22 protein-coding genes are annotated in these 26,343 nt (G+C 70.8%); 14 read left to right on the forward strand and 8 right to left on the reverse strand.

Features of this window, described 5'->3' with window-relative positions:
• Positions 1-44 precede the first annotated feature (44 nt).
• The 4 genes from ABD481_RS35725 to ABD481_RS35740 all read right to left on the reverse strand — a co-directional run bounded on the left by ABD481_RS35725 (position 45) and on the right by ABD481_RS35740 (position 3,725).
• Positions 45-680 carry a CGNR zinc finger domain-containing protein gene (locus tag ABD481_RS35725; protein WP_344670269.1) on the reverse strand — a complete coding sequence of 212 codons (636 nt, stop codon included), beginning with the start codon at positions 678-680 and terminating at the stop codon, positions 45-47.
• A 258-nt stretch (positions 681-938) separates the two neighbouring features.
• Complete coding sequence (locus tag ABD481_RS35730) at positions 939-1,733, reverse strand: amino acid ABC transporter ATP-binding protein (RefSeq protein WP_344670270.1); 795 nt, start codon at positions 1,731-1,733, stop codon at positions 939-941.
• Positions 1,730-2,716, reverse strand: a complete 987-nt coding sequence (locus ABD481_RS35735) for an amino acid ABC transporter permease (RefSeq protein ID WP_344670271.1) — start codon at positions 2,714-2,716, stop codon at positions 1,730-1,732. The genes ABD481_RS35730 and ABD481_RS35735 overlap by 4 nt, the downstream gene beginning before the upstream one ends.
• A 7-nt stretch (positions 2,717-2,723) precedes the next feature.
• Positions 2,724-3,725 carry an ABC transporter substrate-binding protein gene (locus tag ABD481_RS35740; protein ID WP_344670272.1) on the reverse strand — a complete coding sequence of 334 codons (1,002 nt, stop codon included), beginning with the start codon at positions 3,723-3,725 and terminating at the stop codon, positions 2,724-2,726.
• Between the two features lie 395 nt (positions 3,726-4,120).
• Here ABD481_RS35740 and ABD481_RS35745 point away from each other — a divergent pair, with 395 nt between their 5' ends.
• The 3 genes from ABD481_RS35745 to ABD481_RS35755 all read left to right on the forward strand — a co-directional run bounded on the left by ABD481_RS35745 (position 4,121) and on the right by ABD481_RS35755 (position 7,086).
• Positions 4,121-5,344, forward strand: a complete 1,224-nt coding sequence (locus tag ABD481_RS35745) for an NAD(P)-dependent malic enzyme (RefSeq protein WP_344670273.1) — start codon at positions 4,121-4,123, stop codon at positions 5,342-5,344.
• 275 nt (positions 5,345-5,619) lie between these two features.
• Positions 5,620-6,318: a ZIP family metal transporter gene (locus tag ABD481_RS35750; RefSeq protein ID WP_344670274.1), complete on the forward strand. Its 699-nt coding sequence runs from the start codon at positions 5,620-5,622 to the stop codon at positions 6,316-6,318.
• A 9-nt stretch (positions 6,319-6,327) separates the two neighbouring features.
• Positions 6,328-7,086 carry an HAD-IIB family hydrolase gene (locus ABD481_RS35755; protein WP_344670275.1) on the forward strand — a complete coding sequence of 253 codons (759 nt, stop codon included), beginning with the start codon at positions 6,328-6,330 and terminating at the stop codon, positions 7,084-7,086.
• Between the two features lie 496 nt (positions 7,087-7,582).
• Here the strand turns inward: ABD481_RS35755 and ABD481_RS35760 are convergent, their stop codons facing one another.
• Positions 7,583-8,449 (reverse strand): arylamine N-acetyltransferase family protein, encoded by an 867-nt coding sequence (locus ABD481_RS35760; RefSeq protein ID WP_344670276.1) that lies wholly within the window; start codon positions 8,447-8,449, stop codon positions 7,583-7,585.
• A gap of 23 nt (positions 8,450-8,472) precedes the next feature.
• Positions 8,473-9,357: an LLM class flavin-dependent oxidoreductase gene (locus ABD481_RS35765; protein ID WP_344670277.1), complete on the reverse strand. Its 885-nt coding sequence runs from the start codon at positions 9,355-9,357 to the stop codon at positions 8,473-8,475.
• Positions 9,358-9,419: 62 nt separating this feature from the next.
• Here ABD481_RS35765 and ABD481_RS35770 point away from each other — a divergent pair, with 62 nt between their 5' ends.
• Positions 9,420-10,568: a hypothetical protein gene (locus ABD481_RS35770; protein ID WP_344670278.1), complete on the forward strand. Its 1,149-nt coding sequence runs from the start codon at positions 9,420-9,422 to the stop codon at positions 10,566-10,568.
• Between the two features lie 156 nt (positions 10,569-10,724).
• Here ABD481_RS35770 and ABD481_RS35775 read toward each other — a convergent pair whose 3' ends face one another.
• Together ABD481_RS35775 and ABD481_RS35780 are read right to left on the reverse strand one after the other, a co-directional pair.
• The gene (locus tag ABD481_RS35775) at positions 10,725-11,198 is read right to left on the reverse strand and encodes a hypothetical protein (protein WP_344670279.1); all 474 of its coding nucleotides are present in this window, start codon (positions 11,196-11,198) and stop codon (positions 10,725-10,727) included.
• 53 nt (positions 11,199-11,251) lie between these two features.
• Positions 11,252-12,265 (reverse strand): phosphotransferase family protein, encoded by a 1,014-nt coding sequence (locus ABD481_RS35780; RefSeq protein WP_344670280.1) that lies wholly within the window; start codon positions 12,263-12,265, stop codon positions 11,252-11,254.
• 295 nt (positions 12,266-12,560) lie between these two features.
• Here ABD481_RS35780 and ABD481_RS35785 point away from each other — a divergent pair, with 295 nt between their 5' ends.
• From ABD481_RS35785 to nuoI, 10 genes are all read left to right on the forward strand, one after another.
• Entirely contained in the window at positions 12,561-15,995 is a 3,435-nt protein-coding gene (locus ABD481_RS35785; RefSeq protein WP_344670281.1) for a leucine-rich repeat domain-containing protein, read from the forward strand.
• Between the two features lie 761 nt (positions 15,996-16,756).
• Positions 16,757-17,116 (forward strand): NADH-quinone oxidoreductase subunit A, encoded by a 360-nt coding sequence (locus ABD481_RS35790; RefSeq protein WP_015796240.1) that lies wholly within the window; start codon positions 16,757-16,759, stop codon positions 17,114-17,116.
• 3 nt (positions 17,117-17,119) lie between these two features.
• The gene (locus ABD481_RS35795; protein ID WP_344670282.1) at positions 17,120-17,674 is read left to right on the forward strand and encodes a NuoB/complex I 20 kDa subunit family protein; all 555 of its coding nucleotides are present in this window, start codon (positions 17,120-17,122) and stop codon (positions 17,672-17,674) included.
• A gap of 56 nt (positions 17,675-17,730) precedes the next feature.
• Positions 17,731-18,381: an NADH-quinone oxidoreductase subunit C gene (locus tag ABD481_RS35800; RefSeq protein ID WP_344670296.1), complete on the forward strand. Its 651-nt coding sequence runs from the start codon at positions 17,731-17,733 to the stop codon at positions 18,379-18,381.
• The gene (locus ABD481_RS35805) at positions 18,378-19,784 is read left to right on the forward strand and encodes an NADH-quinone oxidoreductase subunit D (protein WP_344670283.1); all 1,407 of its coding nucleotides are present in this window, start codon (positions 18,378-18,380) and stop codon (positions 19,782-19,784) included. The genes ABD481_RS35800 and ABD481_RS35805 overlap by 4 nt, the downstream gene beginning before the upstream one ends.
• The gene (nuoE, locus tag ABD481_RS35810) at positions 19,781-20,467 is read left to right on the forward strand and encodes an NADH-quinone oxidoreductase subunit NuoE (protein ID WP_344670284.1); all 687 of its coding nucleotides are present in this window, start codon (positions 19,781-19,783) and stop codon (positions 20,465-20,467) included. The genes ABD481_RS35805 and nuoE overlap by 4 nt, the downstream gene beginning before the upstream one ends.
• Entirely contained in the window at positions 20,467-21,792 is a 1,326-nt protein-coding gene (nuoF, locus tag ABD481_RS35815; protein WP_344670285.1) for an NADH-quinone oxidoreductase subunit NuoF, read from the forward strand. The genes nuoE and nuoF overlap by 1 nt, the downstream gene beginning before the upstream one ends.
• Complete coding sequence (locus tag ABD481_RS35820) at positions 21,789-24,308, forward strand: NADH-quinone oxidoreductase subunit G (protein WP_344670286.1); 2,520 nt, start codon at positions 21,789-21,791, stop codon at positions 24,306-24,308. The genes nuoF and ABD481_RS35820 overlap by 4 nt, the downstream gene beginning before the upstream one ends.
• Positions 24,305-25,723 (forward strand): NADH-quinone oxidoreductase subunit NuoH, encoded by a 1,419-nt coding sequence (gene nuoH / locus ABD481_RS35825; protein ID WP_344670287.1) that lies wholly within the window; start codon positions 24,305-24,307, stop codon positions 25,721-25,723. Before ABD481_RS35820 ends, nuoH begins: the two co-directional genes overlap by 4 nt.
• Positions 25,716-26,336 carry an NADH-quinone oxidoreductase subunit NuoI gene (gene nuoI / locus ABD481_RS35830; protein ID WP_344670288.1) on the forward strand — a complete coding sequence of 207 codons (621 nt, stop codon included), beginning with the start codon at positions 25,716-25,718 and terminating at the stop codon, positions 26,334-26,336. The genes nuoH and nuoI overlap by 8 nt, the downstream gene beginning before the upstream one ends.
• The last annotated feature ends 7 nt before the right edge of the window (positions 26,337-26,343 follow it).

Consider the following 26,343-nt stretch of genomic DNA (forward strand, 5'->3'; position numbering starts at 1 on the left):
GCGTCAGCGCTTTCGGGCGAGCTCCCAGTGGGGCTGGGAGCTCGCTAGCGGGAGGTGGCGGCGGCCGCCATCACCTTGCCGCCGGCGGTGCCCACGGTCTCGGCGGAGCCGGCCTGGGCCGCCTCGTTCGCCGCCGCGGCGCGGGCCTGCTCCTTGCGCCGGGCCCGGTAGGCCGCGACGTTGGCGCGGGTGGCGCAGCGGTCCGAGCAGTACCGGCGCGAGCGGTTGGTCGAGGTGTCGATGAACACCTCGCGGCACGGCGCGGCCTGGCACACGCCCAGCCGGTCGAAGCCGAGCTCGGTGGCCTGCACCGCCAGGCCCATGGCGGCCTTGGCGCCGTAGACCGCGGCGATCGTCGGCGCGCCCTCGGCCAGGTGCAGGTGCCAGGAGGCGCCGTCGTGGTCGGTGACCACCGGGCGGATCGGGTACTGCTTCATCAGGGAGTTGAGGACCTGGACGGCCCGCGGGACCCGGCCGGACTCCGCGGCGTCGAAGACCTCGCGCAGCCGGTCCCGGATGGCGCGCAGCTCCGCGACGTCGGCGTTGGTGACCCGGCACCGGCCTTCCGGCGCCAGCAGCTCCTTGGCCTGCTCACAAGTGGTGAGCGTGTCGCGGTGCCGATAGGGGTCGGCGGTGTTCACGAGTGACACCGCCCGATCTGCGTAGGATGCGAGTTCCACTGCCTTCGTCCTTGTTCGCCGTCAGTTCGCCTTCAGTACGACAGGCGTCCGATGCCCGACGTTCTGCTCGATTCGTAGCCATGACGGTACGCCGTTCGGGGACCGTACGCGAGGGTCAATTCATTCCCGATTCAACAATCATGCCATCGGACCTTTAACCGGAACGCGCACGAAACCGCACTCAGACGCCCTGTTCCCGGCCTCGGGGTTGGCGCGCGAGCGGGCCGGGGCCGGGGGAACAGGGCATTCCGGTACGGGTTATCTGACCTTCGCCAGAAAGGCTCGAGTGCGGGCGTGCTCCGGCTCGGAGATCACTTGACGGGCGTCGCCGTGCTCCACGATCACCCCGCCGTCCATGAACGCCACGGTGTCGCCGACGTCGCGCGCGAAGCCCATCTCGTGGGTCACCACGATCATCGTCATGCCGGACTCGGCGAGCTCGCGCATCACCGCCAGCACGTCCCCGACCAGCTCCGGGTCCAGGGCCGAGGTGGGCTCGTCGAACAGCATCAGCGAGGGCCGCATGGCCAGCGCCCGGGCGATCGCCACCCGCTGCTGCTGCCCGCCGGACAGCTGGCTGGGGTAGCTGTTCGCCTTGTCCGACAGCCCCACCTTCGCCAGCTGTTCGCGGGCCTCGGCGACCGCGGCCTCCTTGGCCATCCCGAGCACCTGGGTCGGCGCCTCGACGATGTTCTCCAGCGCGGTCTTGTGCGGGAACAGGTTGAAGCGCTGGAACACCATGCCGATGCCGCGCCGCTGCTTGGCGACGTCGCGGTCGTGCATCTCGTGCAGCCGGCCGTTGCGCTCCTGGTAGCCGATCAGCCGGCCGTGCACGCTGATCAGCCCGGCGTCGATCTTCTCCAGGTGGTTCACGCAGCGCAGCAGCGTCGACTTCCCGGAGCCGGACGGGCCGATCAGGCAGGCCACCTCGCCCTCGCGGACCGCCATCGAGACGCCCCGCAGGACGTTCAGCAGCCCGAAGGACTTGTAGACGGTGTCGATGTTGACGGCCGGCAGGGACGTGGGCACCCCGAGGATGTGGTCGGCCGTCATCGCAGGCCCTCCCGGATCTCCGTATAGGGGTCGCGGCGGCGGCGGAGCAGCAGGTTGGCCCGCAGCAGCTTCTGGAACGGGGTCGGCGGCAGGCTGCGGGACGAGCCGCGGGCGTAGTACCGCTCGACGTAGTACTGGCCGATGGACAGCACCGTGGTGAAGAACAGGTACCACAGCGCGGCCACGACGTAGAACGGGATCGCCTTGAAGTACAGGTGGATCGCGGACTCGCTGGCGTCGGTGAGCTCCACCACGCCGATCACCGAGGCCAGCGAGGAGGTCTTCAGCATGCTGATGGTCTCGTTGCCGGTCGGCGGGATGATCACCCGCATCGCCTGCGGCAGCACGATCCGGCGCATGATCTTGCCCCGGCGCATCCCCAGCGAGGCCGCGGCCTCGGTCTGGCCCTCGTCCACGGACAGCACGCCGGCCCGCACGATCTCGGACATGTACGCCGCCTCGTTCAGGCCCAGGGCCAGCACCGCGGCGCCGAAGTCGGTGATCACGTCGTTGGTGTGCAGGTGCAGGAACTGCGGGCCGAACGGGATGCCGAACCCGACCTCCTGGCCGACCAGGGCCGCGATCTCGTGCCAGAACAGCAGCTGCACCAGGACCGGGGTGCCGCGGAAGAACCAGGTGTAGGCCCAGGCCGCCCAGGACGACACCGGGTTGTCCGACAGCCGCATCACCGCCAGCACGACGCCGCCGGTCACGCCGATCAGCATGGCCAGCACGGTCAGCTGCAGGGTGATCCAGACCGCCGCGGTGATGGTGTGCCAGAACAGCCACTGCCCGACCAGGTCCCAGCCGAAGTTCGGGTTGAAGATCAGCATGTGGCCGAACATCGCCAGCAGCACCAGCAGCACCAGCGCGCTGAGCACCCGGCCCGGCCGGCGCAGCGGCACCGCGCGGATCGCGGGCGGCCGGGGAAGCACCGCGGCGGACGCGTCGTCCGCGTCCGCCGCCGGGTTGATCTCGCTCAAGGCCGGCTCAGCTCGTCGCTTGGTTCAGGCCCGGCGTGGTGTAGTCGCCGGCCTGGATCCCGTACTTGGTGGTGAGCTGGTGGTACGTGCCGTCCTGCACCAGGTCCTTCAGCGCGGCCTGGACCGCCTGGGACAGGCCGCTGTTGCTCTTGGCGATCGCGATGCCGTAGGGCGCGCCGGCGTAGATGTCGCCGACCGCCTCGAAGTTGCCGCTCTTGGCGTAGTAGTCCACGACCGGGGAGTCGGCCAGCACCGCGTCGCAGCGGCCGGTGCCCAGCGACTGGTTGATCTGGTCCTGGGTGTCCTGCGACAGGGTCTTGATGTCCTTCTTGCCCGCCGCCTCGCACGCCTTGTTGCGGTTCGGGATGTCGTCGGTCTCCTGGACCGTGCCCTTCTCCACGCCGACCGTCATCCCGCACAGCGACAGGTCGGTCGCGCCGGACCCGGTCAGCTTCTTCGGGTTGCCCTTGGCCACCATCAGCTTGGTGCCGGCGTTGAAGTAGGTCACGAAGTCGTCGACGCCTTCGCGCTTCTTGTTGTCGGTGATCGAGGACATGCCGGCGTCGTACTTGCCGGTGGAGATGCCGGTGACGATGTCGTCGAAGGTGACCTCGGTGAACGAGGCCTTCAGGCCCAGCTTCGCCGCGATCGCGGTGCCCAGGTCCACGTCCCAGCCGACGATCTGGCCGTTGGCGTCCTTGGACTCGTTCGGCGGGTAGCTCGGGTCGGTGGCGAAGGTCAGCGTGCCCTTGCTCTTGATCGAGTCCGGCAGCAGCGCGGCGGCGGTGCTGTCGACACCGGCGGCGGCCGAGGACGAGCTGCTGCCCGACGGCGAGGCCGAGGAGGACGTGGCCGGCGCCGGGCTCGACGAACTGGCGGCACTGGTGCCGCTGCCGGACGTGGCCGGGGCGCCCGGCTTGCTGCCGCTGCCGCAGCCCGCGGCGGTGAGGGCCAGCGCGATCCCCGCGGCCCCGACTATGACGGCCTTGGGAGTTCTCCCGGCTCGCATGTTGTTCTCCTCCTCGTGGGTGGTCGCACCCCGCTCCAGCCACCTTCATGGGGTACGGTGCTGGAATCCTTGCACCGGCAAAGTGCTGTTGAACATAGGCAGCCATGTAAAAATCGCATCACGGGCGAACCCGCTTGTTCGATGCGACAGCGTCGATGTGGATCCATCAGCGGCGGGCGGAGCGTGGTACGGAGACAATCCGACTGCAGCGCCGCCGGCCGGGCGAACCTCCCCTCAACCCCTCAACAGGTTCACCAGTCCCGCACCACCGTTCAGCCGATCCGACCCGACCGGTTCCCTTCCGCGATCCCCGATTTCCCCGCTTTCCCGTTCTTGTTCCGTCCCTCGTCCATTCCCTCAATACGCCGCCCAGGGCGGCAGCTAAGGGGTCAGCCATGTCAGGGCAGCTCATCCCCTCCCAGTTCCTCGACGACCAGCTCGCCGCGCCGGTCCCGGCGCCGGTGGAGCCGCCGGTGTTCAGCCTGCACCGCGGCGGCAAGATGGAGGTCCGCGCCACCGTCCCGCTCCGCGACCGCGCCGATCTGTCGCTGGCCTACACCCCGGGCGTCGCGGAGATCTGCACCGCCATCGCCGAACGCCCCGAGCTGGCGATGGACTACACCTGGAAGTCCAACACCGTCGCGGTGGTCACCGACGGCACCGCGGTGCTGGGCCTGGGCGACATCGGCCCGCTGGCCGCGCTGCCGGTCATGGAGGGCAAGGCGGTGCTGTTCAAGCAGTTCGGCGGCGTGGACGCGGTCCCGGTGTGCCTGGACTGCACCGACGTCGACGCGCTGGTGGAGACCGTGGCCCGGCTGGCCCCCGGCTTCGGCGGCATCAACCTGGAGGACATCTCGGCCCCGCGCTGCTTCGAGGTGGAGCGCCGGCTCCAGGAGCGCCTGGACATCCCGGTCTTCCACGACGACCAGCACGGCACCGCGATCGTGCTGCTGGCCGCGCTGCGCAACGCCGCCGAGGTGGTGGGACGCGAGCTGTCCACGCTGCGCGCGGTGATCTCCGGCGCCGGGGCGGCCGGCGTCGCGATCGCCAAGATCCTGCTCGACGCCGGCATCGGCGACCTGACCGTGGTCGACTCCAAGGGCATCGTCGCCACCGGCCGCCCCGACCTGGAGCACAGCCCGGTGAAGACCGAGCTGGCCGCGCTGACCAACCGGGCCGGCCTGACCGGCGGGCTGGCCGAGGCGATGCGCGGCGCCGACGTGTTCATCGGCGTCTCCTCCGGCACCGTCCCGGAGGAGATCGTGGCGACGATGGCGCCGAACGCGATCATCGCCGCCATGGCGAATCCGAACCCGGAGATCCACCCCGACGTGGCCCGCAAGTACGCCGCCGTGGTCGCCACCGGCCGCTCGGACTTCCCGAACCAGATCAACAACGTGCTGGCCTTCCCCGGGGTCTTCGCCGGCGCGCTGTCGGTGCGGGCCTCCCGGATCACCGAGGGCATGAAGCTGGCCGCCGCCGAGGCGCTGGCGAACGTGGTGGCCGGCGAGCTGTCCGCGGACCAGGTCATCCCCAGCCCGTTCGACGAGCGGGTGGCCCCGGCGGTGACCGCCGCCGTCGCCGACGCCGCGCGCCGGGACGGAGTGGCCCGTCTGTAAGCGTTCGGACAGGGCTGCATAGCGTCTCCATAACGGCGGTGGTGGGAGACGGTCGGCCCGTAATAAGGTCTGGCGCACCGGCGCCCGGCAGCTGCTCAGGAGCTGCCGGGCGCCGCCTGGTCTTCCGAGGGCCTCCCGCGGGGTCCTCTCCTCGTCCGCGCCCTGTTCCGTGACGACCCGGGATTCGATACCCCGTGGGGGTCTGTCATGATTCGCCCGGGTCGGTCACACTCAGTGAACAGTGGCCTGGGGGATCGGTGGAGGGGAGGGCTGGGATGGGAACCTTCGACGGCTGGCTGGGGGTGGCGCTGATCGCCGCCGCCACACTCATGGGTGCCGATCTGGGGCGGCGCTCGCCGCGCGCCTCGGCGGTCCCGCTGGCGGCCTCCTGCGGCGCGCTGCTCGCGGTGGTGGTCGCGGACCTGGGCCCGGACGTGGCCGGGGACGTGCGCGAGACCGGCGTCGGCTGGCCGGCGGTGGCGCTGGTCGGGGCGCTGGGCTTCGTCGCCGCCGGGGTGCTGATGAAGCGCGGCTGCCCGTGCGAGCCCGGCCTGGCCGGGGGCGTGGGCACCGCCGCGGCGCTGGGCGTGCATCGCGCCCTGGAGGGCTCGGCGCTGGCCGTGGCCGCCTCCGCCCCGCTGGTGCTGGCCCTGGTCGTGCACGCGGCCAGTGAGGGCTTCGCGCTCACCGCGCTGCTCGGGGCCGAGGAGCACCGGCGCCGGGCCGCGGTGCTCTGGCTCACCGTCGCCTGCGCCGCGCCGGCGGTCGGGATGCTGGCGGTCGGCTCGCTCGGCCTGCCCGCCAAGGCGCAGCCGTTGCTCACCGCGGCGGTGGCCGGCGTGCTGGCCCGCACCGCGCTGTCCGCATACCGGATCGCCGCCGAACGCGGCCAGCCGCTGGTCACCCGCTCGGCGACGGTGGTCTCGGCCGGCGTGCTGGCCTCGGCGCTGGCCCTGCTGACCCATCTGGGGTGATATGGAGCCATGACCCATCATCACGACCCTGATGCCCGTGTCGTCGCCTTCGACCTGGACGGGACCCTGGCCGAGTCCAAGACCGCGATCACCCCGCGGATGGCCGGCCTGCTGGTCCGCCTGCTGGCGGAGGTGCAGGTCTGCGTCATCTCCGGCGGCGCCTTCCCGCAGTTCCAGGCCCAGCTGCTGGACCACCTGCCGGCCGCCCCGGAGCAGCTGGCCCGGCTGAACCTGATGCCGACCAACGGCACCCGCTACTACCTGTTCCGCGACGGGGCCTGGCAGGAGATCTACGCCGAGGACCTGCCCCGGCAGACCAAGGACGAGGTCGTCGACGTGCTGACGCGGGGCGCCAAGGAGCTCGGGCTGTGGGAGGAGCACACCTGGGGCGACATCATCGAGGACCGCGGCAGCCAGATCACCTTCTCCGCGCTCGGCCAGAGCGCCCCGGTGTCCGCGAAGTCCGCGTGGGACCCGGACGGCGCGAAGAAGGAGCGGCTCCGCGCCTGGGCCGCCGAGCGGCTGCCCGGCCTGGAGGTGCGCAGCGGCGGCTCCACCTCGGTGGACGTCACCGCCAAGGGCATCGACAAGGCCTACGGCATGCACAAGCTGATGGCCGAGCTCGGCGTGGAGATGGGCGACATCCTGTTCCTGGGCGACCGGCTCGACCCGCAGGGCAACGACCATCCGGTGCAGGCGATGGGGATCCGCTCGGTGCCGGTGAAGTCGTGGGAGGACACCGCGGACTTCGTCGAGGGCTGGTTGTAGCGGGCCGGCTGGCGCGGCGATCCGCTTTGGCGACCGGCCGCGGCCGATGGTCGGCGATCGCCCGAGGGCGATGGGTTTCGGCGATCGGTTTTGGCGATTGGGTCGGCAATTGGCCGGCGGTCGGCCGGAGTGGCTTGTTGCGGCGGGTTCGGACCGGAATCGGACTACCTCAACCGGATCTGAGGAAGCCTGATTAAGTTCTGGCTGCCGACTGCTGACCGCCGAGCGCCGAAACACTGACCGCCAGCTGCCGATCGCCGGTACCTGACCGCTGACCGCTGACCGCTGACTGCCGAACCGACCGGAACACTGCCGAACCGACCGGAACACTGCCGAACCACCGGACAGCCGCCGGGGGAGGGCGACGCGCAGCACAGCGCCGTCCCCCGGCACCGAGCGCTCCCGCGGTGCGGAAACCGGCGCCTGTCGAGCGCCGACCCCCGTGCCGGTCGCGCCCGTGCCCACCACCGCCTCGCCCGTGCCCGCCACGGCGCCACTAGGGCTGCGCGGCGGCCCATGCCGTGTGCTGGATCCAGACGCGCTTCCACAGCCGCTCCTGCGCCGCCTCGCCGATGCCCGGCAGCCGCAGGCTGAAGACGTCGGCCAGGGCGTCGAACCACTCGTCGGAATCGGTGAGCTCGCGCCGGCTGGTGGTGGTGCCGTCCGACCGGGTCAGCACCGCGCCCCGCAGGTGGTCCACCCCGGTGGCGTCGCGGCGGTACACGTCCAGGTTCTTCACGAACCCGGACTCCGGATCGGTCTCCATCCACTCGTGCCGGGCCAGGAAGTCCGGCAGCGAGGCGATCCGCTCCTCGAACACCATGCCGGTGAAGGAGTCCGCCTTCGGGTCGTGGGTGAAGCTCCAGCCGGTGGTGGCGTTCTCGAAGTGGACCCGCTCCAGCTTGTACGTGTACGGCCCCTGCGTCACCTCGCCGGGCACCAGCAGCAGCGGCTCGTGCAGGCCGTCGCCGAGGCCGGTGTCGCAGTAGTACAGCGTGTCCTCGACCTCCACCAGCAGCACCAGGTGGTTCGGCTCGTCCTGGATCGGGCCCAGCCCGCGCCCGCGCGGCGGCGGGGACCACACGCGCCCGCGGTGCCAGGTGACGTCGTAGCCCAGGGCCTCCAGCAGCGTTCCGAACGCGCCGTTGAGGTGGTAGCAGTACCCGGCCTCGCCGCCCACGATGCGGGCGGCGGACTCGAACGGGTCCGGCGTCGTGCGCTGACCGAGATGGACCTGCAAGGAGGTGTACGCGACGCGTTCCACATGGGCGCGGTGCAGCGCGAAAAGCCCCTCGATCGTGGGCTTTCCGGGGTCGACGGTGCCCAGGCGGCGGAGATACCCCTGGACGTCTATGTTCGCCATGGTGACATAGAGTAAGGCAGGGTTCAGGCGTTCGCGGGCGCGATCTCGTCAAGGACGTGCGCAGGGGTGGCGTAAGTACCTGATTCGCGGGGGTAATGGACCACGAAGTCCGTGAAACCCAGACTCTCGACCCGGGCCGACACCTCGTCGAAGCGCGCCTTGGAATCCATCGTCCGCAGCGGCGAGCGTCCGGACAGCAGCAGCCGCGGCAGGGTCGCCGGATCGCGGCCCTCCCGCTCCAGCGCGGCGTCCAGCTTCTTGGTCACCTTCTCCAGCGCGGCCCAGGTGACGTCCTCGGTGATCTCCCCGTCCCGGCCCGCGAGCGTGTCGTCGGCGATCCACATCTGCGCGTGCTCCACCACGGTGCGCAGCCCCAGCGGCCCGGTGGCGGCCAGGCCGAACGGCACCCGGGGACGCTGCACGCATCCCGGCTCCATCCGGGCGTCGAGCGCGCTGTAGTACGTGCCGCGGTACGTGGTGCGGGTCCGGCCCTCGGTACCGGCGCTGAGCAGCTGGTCGAGGATCTCGACCGACTCCCGGTAGCGGGCGCCGCGTTCCTGGGGCGTCCAGCCCTTGCCGTCCTCGCCGTAGCCCAGCACGCCGGCGTCCGGGCCGTAGGAGCCGGCGCCGTAGCCGAGGATGAAACGGCCCTCGGAGACGTCGTCCAGGGACATGACCTCCTGGGCGAAGGGCACCGGATGGCGGAAGTTCGGCGTCGCCACCAGGGTGCCCAGCCGGATCCGCTCGGTGACGGCCGCGGCCGAGGCCAGCGTCGTGACGGCGTCGTACCAGGGGCCGTCGGGGATGCCGCCGAAGGTGATGTGGTCGTAGGTCCACGCGTGGGCGAAGCCGAGCTCCTCGGCGCGGCGCCAGCGGGCGGCGGCCTCACGGAACGGACGATCGGGCATGATGCAGACGCCAAGACGCAACATGGCACTGAGCCTATTACCATCGCCCCAAGAGGGCATCGATGATCACGGGAGCTGGGGCTGTGCGGGCGATGTGGGGCGTGGTCGGGGTCCTGGTGGTGCTGGGTACCTTCATGTCGGAAGTGCGGACGCTGGTGGTGCCGCGGGTGTTCCGGCCGGGGCTGTCGAACCTCCTGGGCCGTGCGGTCTACCTGTCGTTCCAGGCGCTGGCGGACCGGTTCAAGACCTACGAGGCGAAGGACCGGATCCTGGCCTACGCCGGCCCGCTGTCGGTGGTCGTCAAGCTGGTGGGGTGGATCGGCGCGTTCCTGATCGGCTACGCGATGATCAACTACGCGGTGGCCGATCTGTCGTGGCGCGCGTCGGCCCGGGAAGCCGGGTCGTCGCTGTTCACGCTCGGGTTCGCCTCGGCGGACAAGTCCCGGCTCAATGCCGTGGACTTCGCCGCCGCCGTGACCGGACCGGTGTCCATCGGTCTTCTGGTCGGGTACCTTCCGGCGCTCTACGCCGCTTATGCGCGGCGCGAGACCGAGGTGACGATGTTGGAGGCCCGCGCGGGCGGGCCCGCATGGGGGCCGGAGATTCTCGCCCGCTATGCGATGGTCAATCTTGGCGATCAGCTGCCTGATCTTTATCGGGGCTGGGAGCGGTGGACGGCGGATGTTTCCGAGAGCCATACCAGTTATCCGGTACTGATCTACTTCCGGTCGCCGCGGGCGCACCGCAACTGGCTGATCGCGCTATTGGCGGTGCTGGACGCGGCGGCATTGCATGTGTCGTTCAATCCTTCGCAGAACGTCGGTGAGATCCGGATGGCGCTGCGGAGCGGCTTTGTGACGCTTCGGGAGATCGCCCGCACCGAGCGGGTGCCGTACAACCCGGATCCGTCGCCGGAGGATCCGATCACGCTGACGTACGACGAGTTTCTGTACGGGGTGCAGCGGATGCGGGCCCAGGGGTACGAGTTCGAACGCACGCCCGAGGAGGCTTGGCCGCACTTCCGTGGGTGGAGGGTCAACTACGAGGCGGTGGCCTACGCGCTCGCGCACCGCATCGACGCGGTGCCGGCGCGGTGGTCCGGTCCGAGACGGAGCTCGGAGGCGCAGATCGACGTGATCACCCCGGTGAACCGGCAGCCGACCGCCTCGGGGGCCCGGGGGATCGGCGGCGGCCGGGGGATGGTGCGGTAGCGGCCGGAGGGATCCGGGCCCGGCCCGATGGCGCGGCCAGGCCGATCGCACGACCCGACCGACCCGATCCGATCCGACTGACCCGATCCGACCGACCCGGCCCGGCCCGATGGCGCGACCCGGCCCGATCCGATCCGACCCGATCCAGCCCCGGCTTCAGACCCCGTCGGCCTCGTCCACCACCGACCGCCACCGCTTGTGGCCGCCGTCCCAGTCGATCGGCCCGGAGCGGAACGTCGTCAGGTCCAGGGTCCGCAGGGCCTCGTAGGCCTCGTCGGGCAGGTCGCGCTCCATCACGATCTTCAGGCCGGTCGTGGTGTCCTGCACGATCAGCGGCGCCGGCTTGGCCGCGTCCTTCGCGGGCCGGCGCAGAAGCCGTCGGATGCCGGACTTGAAGTGTGCGTACGCGTCCGCGGCCAGGTGTTCACCGGCCGTGGTGAGGAAGGCGTGCAAGGGGATCATCAGCAGCGCGATCGCGTCGAGGTTCTCGGCGCCGCGCACCTTCGGGAGGTCCTGGGCGAACACGTCGAACCCGGCCTCAGCCAGGGCTTCTCGCAACTCCGCCTCCTCGCCGGGCGGGACAGCCGCGTCGAGTTGCACAATCACCGGCGTCCGCGGCACGTCGGCCATCGGTTCCCTCCCTGGTCGGCCCTGTCGGTCCCGCCGATCATACGGGCCCGAACTCAGTACCCTGTCCCGGTCCGGTAGCTGCCGTTCAGCATCTGCTCAAGGGTCGCGGCGTGGTTGACCAGACCGTCGGGCTCGGCCGGCGCCTCCTGCTCGCCGAACCGTACGCGCCGCTGGTTCACCCGCCCCATCACAATGCCCTGCCGTAATGCCGCATAGGCTTCGTAGAACTCAAGATCTCGCGGCACGTACCCGGTCAGCTCGGCGTAGTAATGGGCCACGTCCCCGAAGGCAAGGAACCCGGGCAGCCCCGCGAGACCGAAGAACGCTGCGAGGTCCTGGAAGAAGCGGTGGAGGAAGACCAGCCATCCCAGGTCCACCTCCCGGGGCGCGATCCCGGCCATCTCCCAGTCCAGGACCGCCACCGGTTCGAAGTCCCGGTACATGACGTTGCCGATCCGCGCGTCGCCCCAACTCACCACCGGCGCCCCCACCTCGTCCGGCCAGTGGTCCTCCAACCATCCGAACATCCGCTCCAGCACCGGAATCGGCTGCTCTCCGTGCGCCCAGTCGTAATACGCGCGCCATCCCTCGAAGTGGGCGCGCAGCGCGCTGTCCCCGTCGGCCGACAGATCCCCGAGGAACGCCACCTCGTCGGCGGCCACGTCCATTCCGTGGATCCGCGCGACGACGGCCACCGTCGCCTCCTGCAACCGCCGCCGCTGGTCGTCCGACGCGCGGGCCAGCCAGTTGTCCCCGAACGTGTAGGGCAGGATGTCCGGCGGCACCTCGCCCTCCATCCGCTCCATCACGAAGAACTCCGCGCCCAGCACGCCCGGATCCGCCTCGTACCAGAGTGTTCGCGGCACCGGCACGCCCGCCCGCGCCCCCACCAGTCCCATCACCTGGAACTGATCCCGCATTCGATACTCGGGAAAGATCGGCATCGCGTCCCCGGCCGGCGCCAGCCGGGCCACGCAGCGGGCCTCCCGGGCCGGGCCGGGCCCGCCTCCGCCCGTTCCGCCGGCATCCGGCCACCGCGCGTCGAACAACAACGTCTCACTGGACATGCCATTCGATTGAGGGATTGCGACATCGGATATCTCCACCCCCGCCGCGCCGGTCCTCACACACAGCCAGGATCGCAGTGCCCTTCGTAACATCTCCGGCTCACGCGTGCTGGTCCGAGGGCGGCTGGAATCCGGTTCCGGTTCGGCGCGCCTGTTCGGTTCGCTCACGGCGCGGACTATAAGCGGAGTAGCGTCAATGCGACATACACCCGCCGCTGATGGCAGTCTTTGACCGCCGAACGCAATGTTCCGCACGATCTGGATGCCACTTCGGAACGACGCAGGGGGACGGACTGTGAACCCGGACATCGACCACATCAGAAGACTGGTCAGCGACCGTCTCACCACCGAGGACAACGGGGAGGTGGGCCTGGACCTGTCCAACCTCGGTCTGGTCGCCCTGCCCCCGGAGTTCGGCACCCTGCCCGAGCTGGAGCCGGTCACGTTCCTGAACCTCTCCGGCAACCGGCTCAGGACCCTGCCGGAGACGCTGCCCCGGATGGCGCGGCTGCGCCGGCTCTGGCTGGACGGCAACGGCGCCGGCCGGCTCCCGGCGGAGGTCGGGCGGCTGGCCGGGCTGGTCGAGCTGAGCCTCACCGGCAACGCGCTGACCACCCTGCCCGAGGAGTTCGCCGGGCTGGAGCGGCTGGCCTCGCTGTGGTTGGACGAGAACGCCTTCAGCACCCTGCCGGACGTGGTCGGCCGGCTTCCCGGCCTGGTCAACCTCTACCTGCAGAGCAACCAGCTGACCGCGCTGCCGGACGCCCTCGGCGCGCCGAGCCTGCGGGTGCTGGTGGTCGACGGCAACCGGCTCACCGAGCTGCCGGACTGGATCGGCGACACGCAGACACTGACCAAGCTCTCGGCCGACGACAACGCGCTCACCGAGCTGCCGCCGAGCATCGGGGCCCTGATCCGGCTGGCCGAGCTGTCGCTGGTGGGCAACCGGCTGCGCAAGCTGCCCACCTCGCTGGGCGACCTGGCCTCGCTGACCAAGCTGTACCTGCAGAACAACCAGCTGCAGACGCTGCCGGCCTCCATCGGCAACCTCACCGAGCTGCAGACCCTGGCGCTCAACGGCAACCACCTGGAGGAGCTGCCCGCCTCGGTGGCCGCGCTGAGCCGGCTGACCGGCCTGGACCTGTCCGACAACTGGCTCACCCAGGTGCCGGAGGCGATCGGGCAGCTGGCCTCGCTGGACAAGCTCAGCCTGACCTACAACCGGCTCACCGAGCTGCCGGCCTCGCTCGGCGCGCTGCGGGTGCTGACCGCGCTGGACGTGTCCCGCAACAGCCTGCGGGACCTGCCGGACAGCTTCGACGGGCTGGCCAACCTGGACGCCCTGAACCTGGCCCAGAACCCGCTGACCGCGCTGCCCGCCTCGGTCGGCGCGCTGAAGCGGCTGACCTGGCTCTCGCTGGCCTACTGCGACCTGGAGTCGCTGCCGGCGGGCCTGGGCGGCCTGCACCGGCTGGAGACGCTGGACCTGGTCGGCAACAACCTGCGCGAGCTGCCGTTCCAGCTGTCCGGCCTGGGGTCGCTGACCGAGCTGAACCTGTCCTCCAACCAGCTCTCCTGGGTGCCGCGGACGCTGGGCCTGCTGCGCAACCTGGTCACCCTGGACCTGTCCGACAACGAACTCAGCTCCCTGCCGCGCAACTTCGGCGGGCTGGAGTCGCTGCGCAAGCTCGACGTCGCGGAGAACCAGCTCACCTGGGTCCCGCGCGCGGTCTGCGACCTGCCGAAGCTGGAAACCCTGGTGCTGCGCGGCAACCGGCTGGCCGACCTGCCCGCCAGCAACTGGCAGAAGCTGACGCTCAAGGAGCTGGACCTCAGCGACAACCCGCTGCTCACCGACGTTCCGGAGAACTGGGACGTCGGCACCATGGCGCTGACCGCCGACAAGGCGCTGTTCGGCACCCTCGGCGACCGGGTGCCGGTGGACCGGCGCGACGAGGTCGCCCAGGCCGGCGTCGCCGAGGCCGAGCAGGCCCGGCTGGCCGCGGAGCAGGCCCGCCGCGAGGAGGCGCAGGCGATCGCCGGCTTCGTCGGCGGCGCCGTGCACGCCGAGGCGGCGCTGATGGCGCAGGCCGCGGAGGCCGCGGTCGAGCAGGCGGTGGAGGAGGCGTTCGCCGAGGCGGCGGCCGTGGCGGCGCGGGAAGCCGCCGCGGCAGCGGCGGCGGAGGCGGCGCGGGAGGCTGCGGCGGCGGCCGCGGTGGCGGAGGCCGCCGGGCAGGCCGCTCCGGAGGAGGCGGCCGACGGCGCGGACGACGAGCCGGCGTCGGACGAGGTTCTTGAGATCGTGGCGGTCGTAGAGATCGCAGAGGTCGCTGAAACCGCCGAAATCGCAGAGGCCGGCGAAGTCAGCGAGGTGGACGTAGTCGGTGAGGTAGACGAAGCCGGTGAGGTCGGCGAGGCCCACGAAGTCGGCGAAGCCGTCGCGGACGAGCCGACCGAGGAACTGCCGGTGGTGTCCGAGGAGAGCATCGAGGAGATCGCCGCGGCGATCGTCTCCGAGGCCATCGACAGCGAGCTCGCGGAAGTGCTGAACGCGGGCGGGGTCCTGGACCAGGCCATCGACGAGGCGACGGCGCTGGTGATCGCCGAGAGCGACGTCCGGGACGCCGATGCCCTCCATGGCGTGGCGCGCGCGGTTCTCGAAGCCGCGGCCGAGGGCGTTCGCCGGGATCTGGCGGCCGAGGTGATCGTGGGCGCCGTGCCGGAACTCGCGCCGGATCCCGCCTTCGCCGCCGAGATCGCCGACGCCGCCTCGGAGTTCGAGGACGAGCAGGCTGTGGAGCACGCCGCGCGCGCTGTCGCGGCCGCGCAGGCCGGGGACGACGCGGCCGCCCTGGCCGCCGCGAACGAGGCCGCCGCCGCCGAGGAGGCCGCGCTCCTGGCCGAGATGGTGGCCGAGGCCAACCGGGCGGAGGCGGAACGGGTCGAGCAGGATCGGGTCGAGCAGGATCGGGTCGAGCAGGATCGGGTCGAGCAGGATCGGGCGGAGGCGGACCACGCCGCGGAGCCCTGGCGCGGCGCCGTTCCACTGGCCACGACCGTCCCGCCCGGCCTCGCCTTCCCGGGCGCCGAGCACGACACCGAGCACGACACGGAGCACGACACCGAGCACGATGCGGAGTCCGACCCCGGCCACGACCTCGACCACGCCCCCGTGGCCGACGACCCGCGTCAGGCTGCTGAGACGCCCGCCGCTCCGCCCTACGGCCTCCACGGCGTTCCCGGCGCCGTCCCCGCGTCCGTCGACGCCCTAGCGGCCCGCGCCGTCGCCGAGCAGGACGCCGAGTTGCAGGCGGTCGCCCGGGCCATGGGCTTCGCCGAGGGCGAGACCTTCCTGGTCAAGGGTCCCGACGGCGAGGTGGTGGCCGGGGGCGTGGTGCAGCCCGACGCCGACACCATCACGGTCGAGGACCCGGTCGCGGTGGTGGAGGAGCCGGCGGTGGTCTTCCAGCCGGTGCCGGACCAGCCGACCGTGGTCTTCGACGAGTCGGTCGCGGTGGTGGACGAGGAGGTGGTCGAGGTGGTCGAGAGCCCCGACGCCTTCACCCCGGCCCCGCGCCGGCCCGCCGCCTTCGAGGAGCGCGTCGAGGAGCGGGTCGCCGAGCGTGCCTGGCCCGCCGCCGACTCCGACGCCGACAGCACCCACTTCGGAGCGCCCCCCGGCTACGGCCCGCCGCCGGCGCCGTCGCAGCCCTGGCGCAGCGCCAACTGAACCGACATCGGCTGATTCACCATCGGCTGAACCGACAACGGCTGATCACCGAAGCACCGAAGGCCCTGCGCGCCCCGGTCCGGACCTCTCCGGGCCGGGGCGCGCTGTTCCCGCAGCGGCTTCAGGGCGGCCTGCGACGGGGTGTACGACGGGGTTCACGACACGGTGCGCGACAGGGCGCCGGGAGGGCCCCGAAGCGTTCACCTGATTGGCTGTTGAAGAGTGGGAAACCGTTGTGAAACCAACAGGAACGGCGCATACCGTCGGCGCGCTAACACAATGCCGGCGCGGGTCCGCCACGGGCTTTCCGAGCGGGTCCGGACCCGGTTCCGCGCCGCCCCGCCGACCCCTTCGAACCCGTGCCGAGCAGAGCATTCCCAAGCACCGCAAGTCGATCCCGCGAACCGGTCGCGGGCGACCGGTTATATCACCCCAGCTCCGGTTTTATCCGGTTGGATGATCTTCGTGCGCCGATGATCGTTGATCTTCCGGTGATCTCGATCACAATTGCCTGCCCCCCTGTGGCGCAGCCCACACTTCGCAGGCGTAGGATCAGCCCGAAAGAAGGCACCGACCGTCTCGTGGCGATCACGGTCACGCTTGTGAAACCGTTCACTGACACCCTGGGTTCACCGGCGGGACACCGAGCGTCGCGGGAGCTTGTGAAATCAGCCACAAGTAGCGTGAGCAGGGCCCACCCGTTCAGAAATTGACATAGCCCTTCAAAAATTGGTACAGACCTGCCTGACAGGACGTCACCCATGAACAGTTACGCGCCGATCCTGGTGCTCGGCGGCTTGGCCGCCGGGTTCGCCGTGTTCTCGGTCGTGTCCGGGATGCTCACCGGCCCGAAGCGGTACAACCGCGCCAAGCTGGAGGCCTACGAGTGCGGCATCGAGCCCACTCCGCAGCCGGTCGGTGGCGGCCGCTTCCCGGTGAAGTACTACCTGACCGCAATGCTTTTCATCATCTTCGACATCGAAATCGTGTTCCTGTACCCGTGGGCGGTGCGCTTCGACTCCCTGGGCTGGTTCGGTCTGGTCGAGATGGTTTTCTTCATCCTCACCGTCTTCGTCGCCTACGCGTACGTCTGGCGTCGCGGTGGATTGGAATGGGACTGACACATGGGCCTGGAAGAGAAACTCCCCGCGGGCTTCCTCCTCACCACCGTCGAGGGCCTGGCGGGCTACATGCGCAAGTCGTCGGTGTGGCCGGCGACCTTCGGCCTGGCCTGCTGCGCCATCGAGATGATGGCCACCGGCGCCGGGCGCTATGACCTGGCCCGGTTCGGCATGGAGCGGTTCTCCGCCACGCCCCGCCAGGCGGACCTGATGATCGTGGCCGGCCGGGTGAGCCAGAAGATGGCCCCGGTGCTGCGCCAGGTCTACGACCAGATGGCGAACCCCAAGTGGGTCATCGCGATGGGCGTGTGCGCCTCCAGCGGCGGCATGTTCAACAACTACGCCATCGTGCAGGGCGTGGACCACATCGTCCCGGTCGACATCTACCTGCCCGGCTGCCCGCCGCGTCCGGAGATGCTGCTGGACGCCATCCTGAAGCTGCACGAGCAGATCCAGAACATGCCGCTCGGCGTGAACCGCAAGAAGGCGGCGGAAGAGGCCGAGAAGGCCGCCATGAACGCCAAGCCCACGATTCTGATGGAAGGGCTGCTCCGGTGACTGAGAACGTACCCGCGGTCCCGGACGCCGCGGACGGTGCTGCCGACTCCGGCCGGCTGATCGCGACCCGCAAGGGCATGTTCGGCGCGCGCAACGGCGGCGACACCTCCGGCTACGGCGGCCTGGTCCGCCGGATCGAGCTGCCCGGCGCGAGCGCGCGCCCCTTCGGCGGCTATTTCGATGTGATCGCCGACGAGCTCGAGGGCGCGCTGGAGGAGCAGGGCCTGCCGCCCGAGGCGATCACCGCCTACGTGGTGTACCGCGGGCAGCTGACCATCCACGTCCCGCGCGAGCACCTGGTGCGGGTGGCGAGCACCCTGCGCGACGACCCGGCGCTGCGCTTCGAGCTGTGCCTGGGCGTCACCGGCGTGCACTTCCCGGAGGAGGCCGGTCGCGAGCTGCACAGCGTCGTCGGACTGCTGAGCATCACGCACAACCGCCGGATCCGGCTGGAGACCACGGCCCCGGACATCGACCCGCACCTGCCCTCGCTCTACGACGTCTACCCCACGGTGGACTGGCACGAGCGCGAGACGTACGACATGTTCGGCATCGTCTACGACGGCCACCCCGGCCTGACCCGGATCCTGATGCCGGACGACTGGCTGGGGCACCCCCAGCGCAAGGACTACCCGCTCGGCGGCATTCCCGTCGAGTTCAAGGGCGCGCAGATCCCGGCTCCGGACCAGCGGAGGGCCTACTCATGACCGTCATCGACGCCGACGTCCAGTACGAGGAGGGCGGCGAGCCCGCCGGCAGCGCGCAGTCCGCGGCCGCCGGCGGCGCCGCGGACCCGCATGACGCCGAGGGCCTGGAGGGGCGGGTCTTCACCGTCTCCGGCGGCGACTGGGACGAGATCCTGTCCGGCCTGGCCGAGAGCCCGGAGGAGCGGATCGTCGTCAACATGGGTCCGCAGCACCCGTCGACGCACGGCGTGCTCCGCCTGATCCTGGAGATCGACGGCGAGACCGTCACCGAGGCCCGCTGCGGCATCGGCTACCTGCACACCGGCATCGAGAAGAACACCGAGTACCGCAGCTGGGTGCAGGGCACCACCTTCGTGACCCGCATGGACTACCTCACGCCGCTGTTCAACGAGACGGCGTACTGCCTGGCGGTGGAGAAGGCGCTGGACATCGAGGAGCAGATCCCCGAGCGGGCCAGTGTCATCCGGGTCCTGATGATGGAGCTGAACCGGATCTCCAGCCACCTGGTCTGCCTGGCCACCGGCGGCATGGAGATGGGCGCGCTGACCATGATGACCGCGGGCTTCCGCGAGCGCGAGGAGACGCTGGACCTCTTCGAGTTCGTGACCGGCCTGCGGATGAACCACGCCTACGTCCGCCCCGGCGGCGTCGCGCAGGACCTGCCGCCCGGCGCGGTGGACAAGATCGGCAGCTACGTCAAGCTGATGCGCAAGCGCTTCCCGGACTACGCGAAGCTGTGCAACGAGAACCCGATCTTCAAGGGCCGCACCGAGGGCGTGGGCTACCTGGACCTGGCCGGCTGCATGGCGCTGGGCATCACCGGCCCGACGCTGCGCAGCGCCGGCCTGCCGCACGACCTGCGCAAGTCCGAGCCCTACTGCGGGTACGAGACCTACGAGTTCGACGTGCCCACCTGGGACACCGCCGACTCCTACGGCCGCTACCGGGTCCGGCTGGCCGAGATGTACGAGTCGCTGCGGATCGTCGAGCAGTGCCTGGACCGGATCCAGCGCACCCAGGGCCAGCCGGTCATGGTCGAGGACCGCAAGATCGCCTGGCCCGCGCAGCTGGCGCTGGGCAGCGACGGCATGGGCAACAGCCTGGACCACATCCGGCACATCATGGGCGACTCCATGGAGGCCCTGATCCACCACTTCAAGCTGGTGACCGAGGGCTTCCACGTCCCGCCGGGGCAGGTCTACGCGGCCGTGGAGTCGCCCAAGGGCGAGCTCGGCGTGCACGTGGTGTCCGACGGCGGCACCCGGCCGTACCGGGTCCACTTCCGGGACCCCTCCTTCACCAACCTGCAGGCGACCGCGGCGATGTGCGAGGGCGGCCAGCTGGCCGACGTCATCGTCGCCATCGCCTCGCTCGACCCCGTCATGGGCGGAGTGGACCGTTGACCGATCAGGAAGCCTACGCACACCTCAGGAAGCTGGACGCGGACGCCGCGGAGATCGTCTCCCGGTACCCGCAGTCCGGCTCGGCCCTGCTCCCGTTGCTGCACCTGGTGCAGAGCGAGGAGGGCTACGTCTCCCCGGCGGGCATCGAGTACTGCGCCGACAAGCTGGGACTGTCCACCGCCGAGGTCTCGGCGGTGTCGACGTTCTACACCATGTACAAGCGGCGCCCGGTCGGCGACTACCACGTCGGCGTGTGCACCAACACGCTGTGCGCGGTGCTGGGCGGCGACGCCATCTTCGCCACGCTCAAGGACCACCTCGGCGTCGGCAACGACGAGACCACCGAGGACGGCCGGCTCACGCTGGAGCACATCGAGTGCAACGCCGCGTGCGACTACGCGCCGGTGATGACCGTCAACTGGGAGTTCATGGACGACATGACCCCGGACAAGGCGGTCCGGCTGGTCGACGAGCTGCGCGCGGGCAAGGACGTGCTGTCCACCCGCGGCCCGGCGCTGTGCACCTTCAAGCAGGCCGAGCGGATCCTGGCCGGGTTCGAGGACCCGCGCGAGGGCGCGGTGGCCGGCGGCGGCGCCGCCGGGCACGCCTCGCTGGCCGGTCTGCTCGTCTCGCAGGGCCGGACCCCCACGGGGCCGGCGGGAACCACGGAGGCGTCCGAGTAATGGCACCCGAACTGACCCCCGTCCTGTCCCGGGGCTGGCTCGACTCCGAGCCCTGGACCCTGGCCGGCTACCAGCGGCGCGACGGCTACACCGCCGTGAAGCAGGCGCTGCGGATGCACCCGGACGAGGTGATCCAGCTGGTCAAGGACTCCGGCCTGCGCGGCCGCGGCGGCGCCGGCTTCCCCACCGGCATGAAGTGGGGCTTCATCCCGCAGAACGACGGCAAGCCGCACTACCTGGTGGTGAACGCCGACGAGTCCGAGCCGGGCACCTGCAAGGACATCCCGTTCATCATGGCCGACCCGCACGAGCTGGTGGAGGGCGTGATCATCGCGTGCTACGCGATCCGCGCCAACCACGCGTTCATCTACGTGCGCGGCGAGGTGCTGCACGTGCTGCGCCGGCTGCAGGCCGCGGTGCGCGAGGCGTACGAGGCCGGATACCTGGGCCGGAACGTCTTCGGCACCGACTTCGACCTCGAACTCACCGTGCACGCCGGGGCCGGCGCCTACATCTGCGGCGAGGAGACGGCGCTGCTGGACTCGCTGGAGGGCAAGCGTGGACAACCTCGTCTGCGCCCTCCCTTCCCGGCCATCGCAGGGCTCTACGCCAGCCCCACCGTCGTGAACAACGTCGAGTCCATCGCTTCGGTTCCCGCGATCGTGCGCAACGGCGTGGACTGGTTCAAGAGCATGGGCAGTGAGAAGTCCCCGGGCTTCACGCTGTACTCGCTGTCCGGCCACGTGAAGCACCCCGGCCAGTACGAGGCGCCGCTGGGCATCACCCTGCGCGAGCTGCTGGACTACGCCGGCGGCGTCCGCCCCGGGCACCGCCTGAAGTTCTGGACCCCGGGCGGCTCCTCCACGCCGATGTTCACCGAGGAGCACCTGGACACCGTCCTGGACTACGAGGGGGTCGGCGCGGCCGGCTCGATGCTCGGGACCAAGGCGCTGCAGATCTTCGACGAGACCACCTGCGTGGTGCGCGCGGTGCTGCGCTGGACCGAGTTCTACGCGCACGAGTCCTGCGGCAAGTGCACCCCGTGCCGCGAGGGCACCTACTGGCTCGTGCAGATCCTCAAGCGCCTGGAGAAGGGCGAGGGCTCCGAGGAGGACCTCGGCAAGCTCCTGGACCTGTGCGACAACATCATGGGCAAGGCCTTCTGCGCCCTCGGTGACGGTGCCACCGCGCCGATCACGTCCTCGATCAAGTACTTCCGGGACGAGTACCTGGAGCACTTCGACCGCGGCGGGTGCCCCTTCGACCCGTCCCTGTCCACCGCGTGGGCCGACAGCCCGCTGTCATTCGCGAGGACCAGCGCATGACCGTGACCGCAACGAACTCCGCAGACAGCGGCAAGGAGGTGGCGGTGAGCACGCCACCTCCCGTCGATCTGGTGACCATCACCATCGACGGCGTCGAGCTGCGGGTTCCGAAGAACGAGCTGATCATCCGCTCCGCGGAGCGGATCGGCACCCAGATCCCCCGGTTCTGCGACCACCCGCTGCTGGCCCCGGTCGGCGCCTGCCGGCAGTGCATCGTGGAGGTGGAGGGCCAGCGCAAGCCGGTGGCCTCCTGCACCACCACGGTCACCGACGGCATGGTGATCCGGACCCAGTACAGCTCCCCGGTGGCCGAGAAGGCCCAGCGCGGGGTGATGGAGCTGCTGCTCATCAACCACCCGCTGGACTGCCCGGTCTGCGACAAGGGCGGCGAGTGCCCGCTGCAGAACCAGGCGATGAGCAGCGGCGCCGGGGAGTCCCGGTTCGAGGGCGCCAAGCGCACCTTCCCCAAGCCGATCAACGTCTCCAGCCAGGTGCTGCTGGACCGGGAGCGCTGCGTGTCCTGTGCGCGCTGCACCCGGTTCGCCGACCAGATCGCCGGCGACCCGTTCATCACCCTGATCGAGCGCGGGTCGCAGCAGCAGGTCGGCATCTCGGTGGCCGAGGACCAGGACTTCGCGTCCTACTTCTCCGGCAACACCGTGCAGATCTGCCCGGTCGGCGCGCTCACCGGCGCCGCCTACCGGTTCCGCTCCCGGCCCTTCGACCTGGTCTCCTCGCCCTCGGCGTGCGAGCACTGCGCGGCCGGCTGCGCGCTGCGGACGGACCACCGCCGCGGCAAGGTCACCCGGCGGATGGCCGCCGAGGACCCGCAGGTGAACGAGGAGTGGAACTGCGACAAGGGCCGCTGGGCGTTCCAGTACGCGCAGGCCCCCGGCGCCAAGCGGATCACCACGCCGCTGATCCGGGACCGCGAGTCCGGGCAGTTGCGCCCGGCCTCCTGGCCCGAGGCGCTGGCCTTCGCCGCCGACGGCCTGAACGCCGCCCGCGGCCGGGCCGCCGCGCTGGTCGGCGGGCGTCTGACGCTGGAGGACGCCTACGCCTACGCGAAGTTCACCCGGGTCGCGCTGGAGACCAACGACATCGACTTCCGGGCCCGGCCGCACTCCGAGGAGGAGGCCGAGTTCCTGGCGGCGCACGTCGCCGGCACCGGGCTGGCCACCACCTACGCCGACCTCGACGCCGCCCCGGCGGTGCTGCTGGTCGGCCTGGAGCCGGAGGAGGAGGCGCCGATCGTCTTCCTGCGGCTGCGCAAGAACGTGCTCGCCCGCCGGCTCCCGGTCTCGGCCATAGCGCCGTTCGCCACCCGCGGGCTGGACAAGCTCAAGGGCTCGCTGCTGAAGGCGGCCCCGCTCACCGAGCCGGCCTTCCTGGCCGCGCTGGCCGACGGCGGCGAGGACTCCGGTCTGGACGCCGCCGGACTGCGCACCGCCGCGGGCCTGCGCGAGCCGGGCGCGGTGATCCTGGTCGGCGAGCGGCTGGCCGTGGTGCCGGGCGCGCTGACCGCCGCGGTGAAGCTGGCCGGGACCACCGGCGCCAAGCTGGCGTGGATCCCGCGCCGGGCCGGCGAGCGCGGCGCGCTGGAGGCCGGCGCGCTGCCGAACCTGCTGCCCGGCGGCCGGCCGATCACCGACTCCGACGCCCGCAACGAGGTGGCCGCGCAGTGGGGCGTCAGCACCCTGCCCGCTGGCTTCGGGCGGGGCACCGGGGACATCGCGGACGCCGCCAACCTGGGCCGGCTGGCCGGGATCGTGGTGGCCGGGGTCGACCCGTACGACCTGGCCGACCCCGAGGCCTTCCTGGCCGGCCTGGAGCGGGTGCCCTGCGTGGTGTCGCTGGAGTTCCGGCACACCGCGGTGACCGAGCGGGCGCACGTGGTGTTCCCGGTCGCGCCGGTGGCCGAGAAGTCCGGCACCTTCGTGGACTGGGAGGGCCGGCAGCGGCCGTTCGAGACCGCGCTGGACGCCGACGCGGTGCAGGCCGCGGGCCTGGGCGAGATGCCCGACCTGCGGGTGCTGGACCGGATCGCCGACGCCATGGACGTGCACCTGGGGCTGCCCACGGTGGGCGCCGCCCGGCACGAGCTGGCCCGGCTGGGCCTGTGGAACGGCGAGCGGATCTCCACCCTGCGCGGCACCGCGGCCGACCTGCCCAAGCCGGCGGTCGGCGAGGCCGTGCTGGCCACCTGGCACCTGCTGCTGGACGAGGGCTCGCTGCAGGGGAACGAGCCGTTCCTGGCCGGGACCCGCAAGCCGGTCGCGGTCCACCTGAGCAAGGAGACCGCCTCGGAGATCGGGGCCGCCGAGGGCGAGGAGGTCACCGTCGCCACCGAGCACGGCGCGATCACCCTGCCGCTGCGGATCGCCGATCTGGCCGGCCGGGTGGTGTGGCTGCCCACGAACTCCCGCGGTTCGCAGGTCCGCCGCACGCTGCGGGCCGACACCGGCTCGCTGGTCAAGATCGCGCGCGCCGCGACCGAAGTGGAGGCCACCGCATGAGCGCCCTGGCAGTCCTGGGCCATGCCGCCCTGGCTCCCCTGGCCGCCGACGGGACCGCGCCGACGAACTACGAGAACCTCTCGTACTTCGGCCGGGACCCGTGGTGGCTGATCCTGATCAAGGTGGTCGCGGTCTTCGCGTTCCTGGTCGTCACCGTGCTGATGGCGATCCTGTTCGAGCGCAAGATCGTCGGCTACATGCAGCAGCGCATCGGGCCCAACCGCACCGGCCCCTGGGGCCTGCTGCAGTCGCTGGCCGACGGTGTGAAGCTGATGCTCAAGGAAGACATCATCCCCACCGCGGCGGACAAGATCGTCTTCGTGCTGGCGCCGCTGCTGTCCACCATCCCGGCGTTCCTGGCGATCGCGGTGGTGCCGTTCGGCCCCGCCGACAACCAGGTGTCGATCCTGGGCCACCGCACCGCGCTGCAGCTGACCGACCTCCCGGTCGCGATCCTGTACGTGCTGGCCGCGACCTCGATCGGGATCTACGGCATCGTGCTGGCCGGCTGGGCCTCCGGCTCGACCTACCCGCTGCTCGGCGGCCTGCGCTCGACCGCGCAGATGATCTCCTACGAGATCGCGATGTCGCTGTCGTTCGTGGCGGTGTTCATGTACGCCGGCACGATGAGCACCTCGGGCATCGTCAGCAGCCAGCACAGCTGGTGGAACGCGATCCCGCTGCTGCCCTCGTTCCTGATCTACATCGTGTCCATGGTCGGGGAGACCAACCGGGCGCCGTTCGACCTCCCGGAGGCTGAGGGCGAGCTGGTCGGCGGGTTCCACACCGAGTACTCCTCGATCAAGTTCGCGCTGTTCTTCCTGGCCGAGTACATCAACATGGTCACCGTCTCCTCGCTGGCCGTGACCATGTTCCTGGGCGGCTGGCACGCCCCGATCGGCCTGGTGTCGGTCTGGTCCGGCGCGAACAGCGGCTGGTGGCCGGTGCTGTGGTTCGTCGGCAAGCTGGTGCTGTTCATGCTGTTCTTCTTCTGGCTGCGCGCCACGCTGCCCCGGCTGCGCTACGACCAGTTCATGAAGCTGGGCTGGAAGGTGCTGATCCCGGCCTCGCTGGTCTGGCTGCTGGCGGTCGCGGTGATGCGCACCATGAAGAACCAGGGCGACCTGGACCGCTCGCACCTGGTCTACCTGCTCGGCCCGCTGCTCGGCGTGATGCTGGTCGTCTGGATCGTCAGCGAGCTGCGCTACCGCCAGGCCGACGCCCGGGAGAAGGCCGAGCAGGCCGCGGCCGCCGCCCAGCCCTTCGACCCGATGGGCCAGGGCTTCCCGGTGCCGCCGCTGCCGGGCCAGGCGCCGCCCGCCTTCACGCCGCGCCGCCCGCGGGCCGCCCTGGTGGGCGCCCTGGTGGAGTCCGCCGACGGCGAACCGGAAACCGCAGGAGATACCGATGTCTGACGAGCAGAACCCGTACTCCGGCGCGGAGAAGCCGAAGAACCCGCTGGCCCCGGTGGCCGGGTTCGGCGTCACCTTCTCGACCATGTTCAAGAAGCGGACGACCGAGCAGTACCCGGAGGAGCCCAAGCAGACCGCGCTGCGCTTCCACGGCCGGCACCAGCTGAACCGGCACCCCGACGGGCTGGAGAAGTGCGTCGGGTGCGAGCTGTGCGCCTGGGCCTGTCCGGCGGACGCGATCTACGTCGAGGGCGCGGACAACACCGAGGAGGAGCGCTACTCCCCCGGGGAGCGCTACGGCCGGGTCTACCAGATCAACTACCTGCGCTGCATCCTGTGCGGGCTGTGCATCGAGGCCTGCCCGACCCGGGCGCTGACCATGACCAACGAGTTCGAGCTCGCCGACGACTCGCGGGCCAAGCTCATCTACACCAAGGACGAGCTGCTGGTCGGCCTGTCCGAGGGCATGGTCGACGCGCCGCACTCGATCTTCCCGGGGATGACGGCGAAGGACTACTACGAGGGCAAGGTCACCGCGGCCGCCCCGGGCACCGTCCCGCAGCCGCGCGCCTCCCAGCACACCGGTGAGAAGAACCTGGACAGGGAGGAGGCGTGATGGCTGG

This window comes from Catenulispora yoronensis (assembly GCF_039531695.1).
Classification (GTDB): domain Bacteria; phylum Actinomycetota; class Actinomycetes; order Streptomycetales; family Catenulisporaceae; genus Catenulispora; species Catenulispora yoronensis.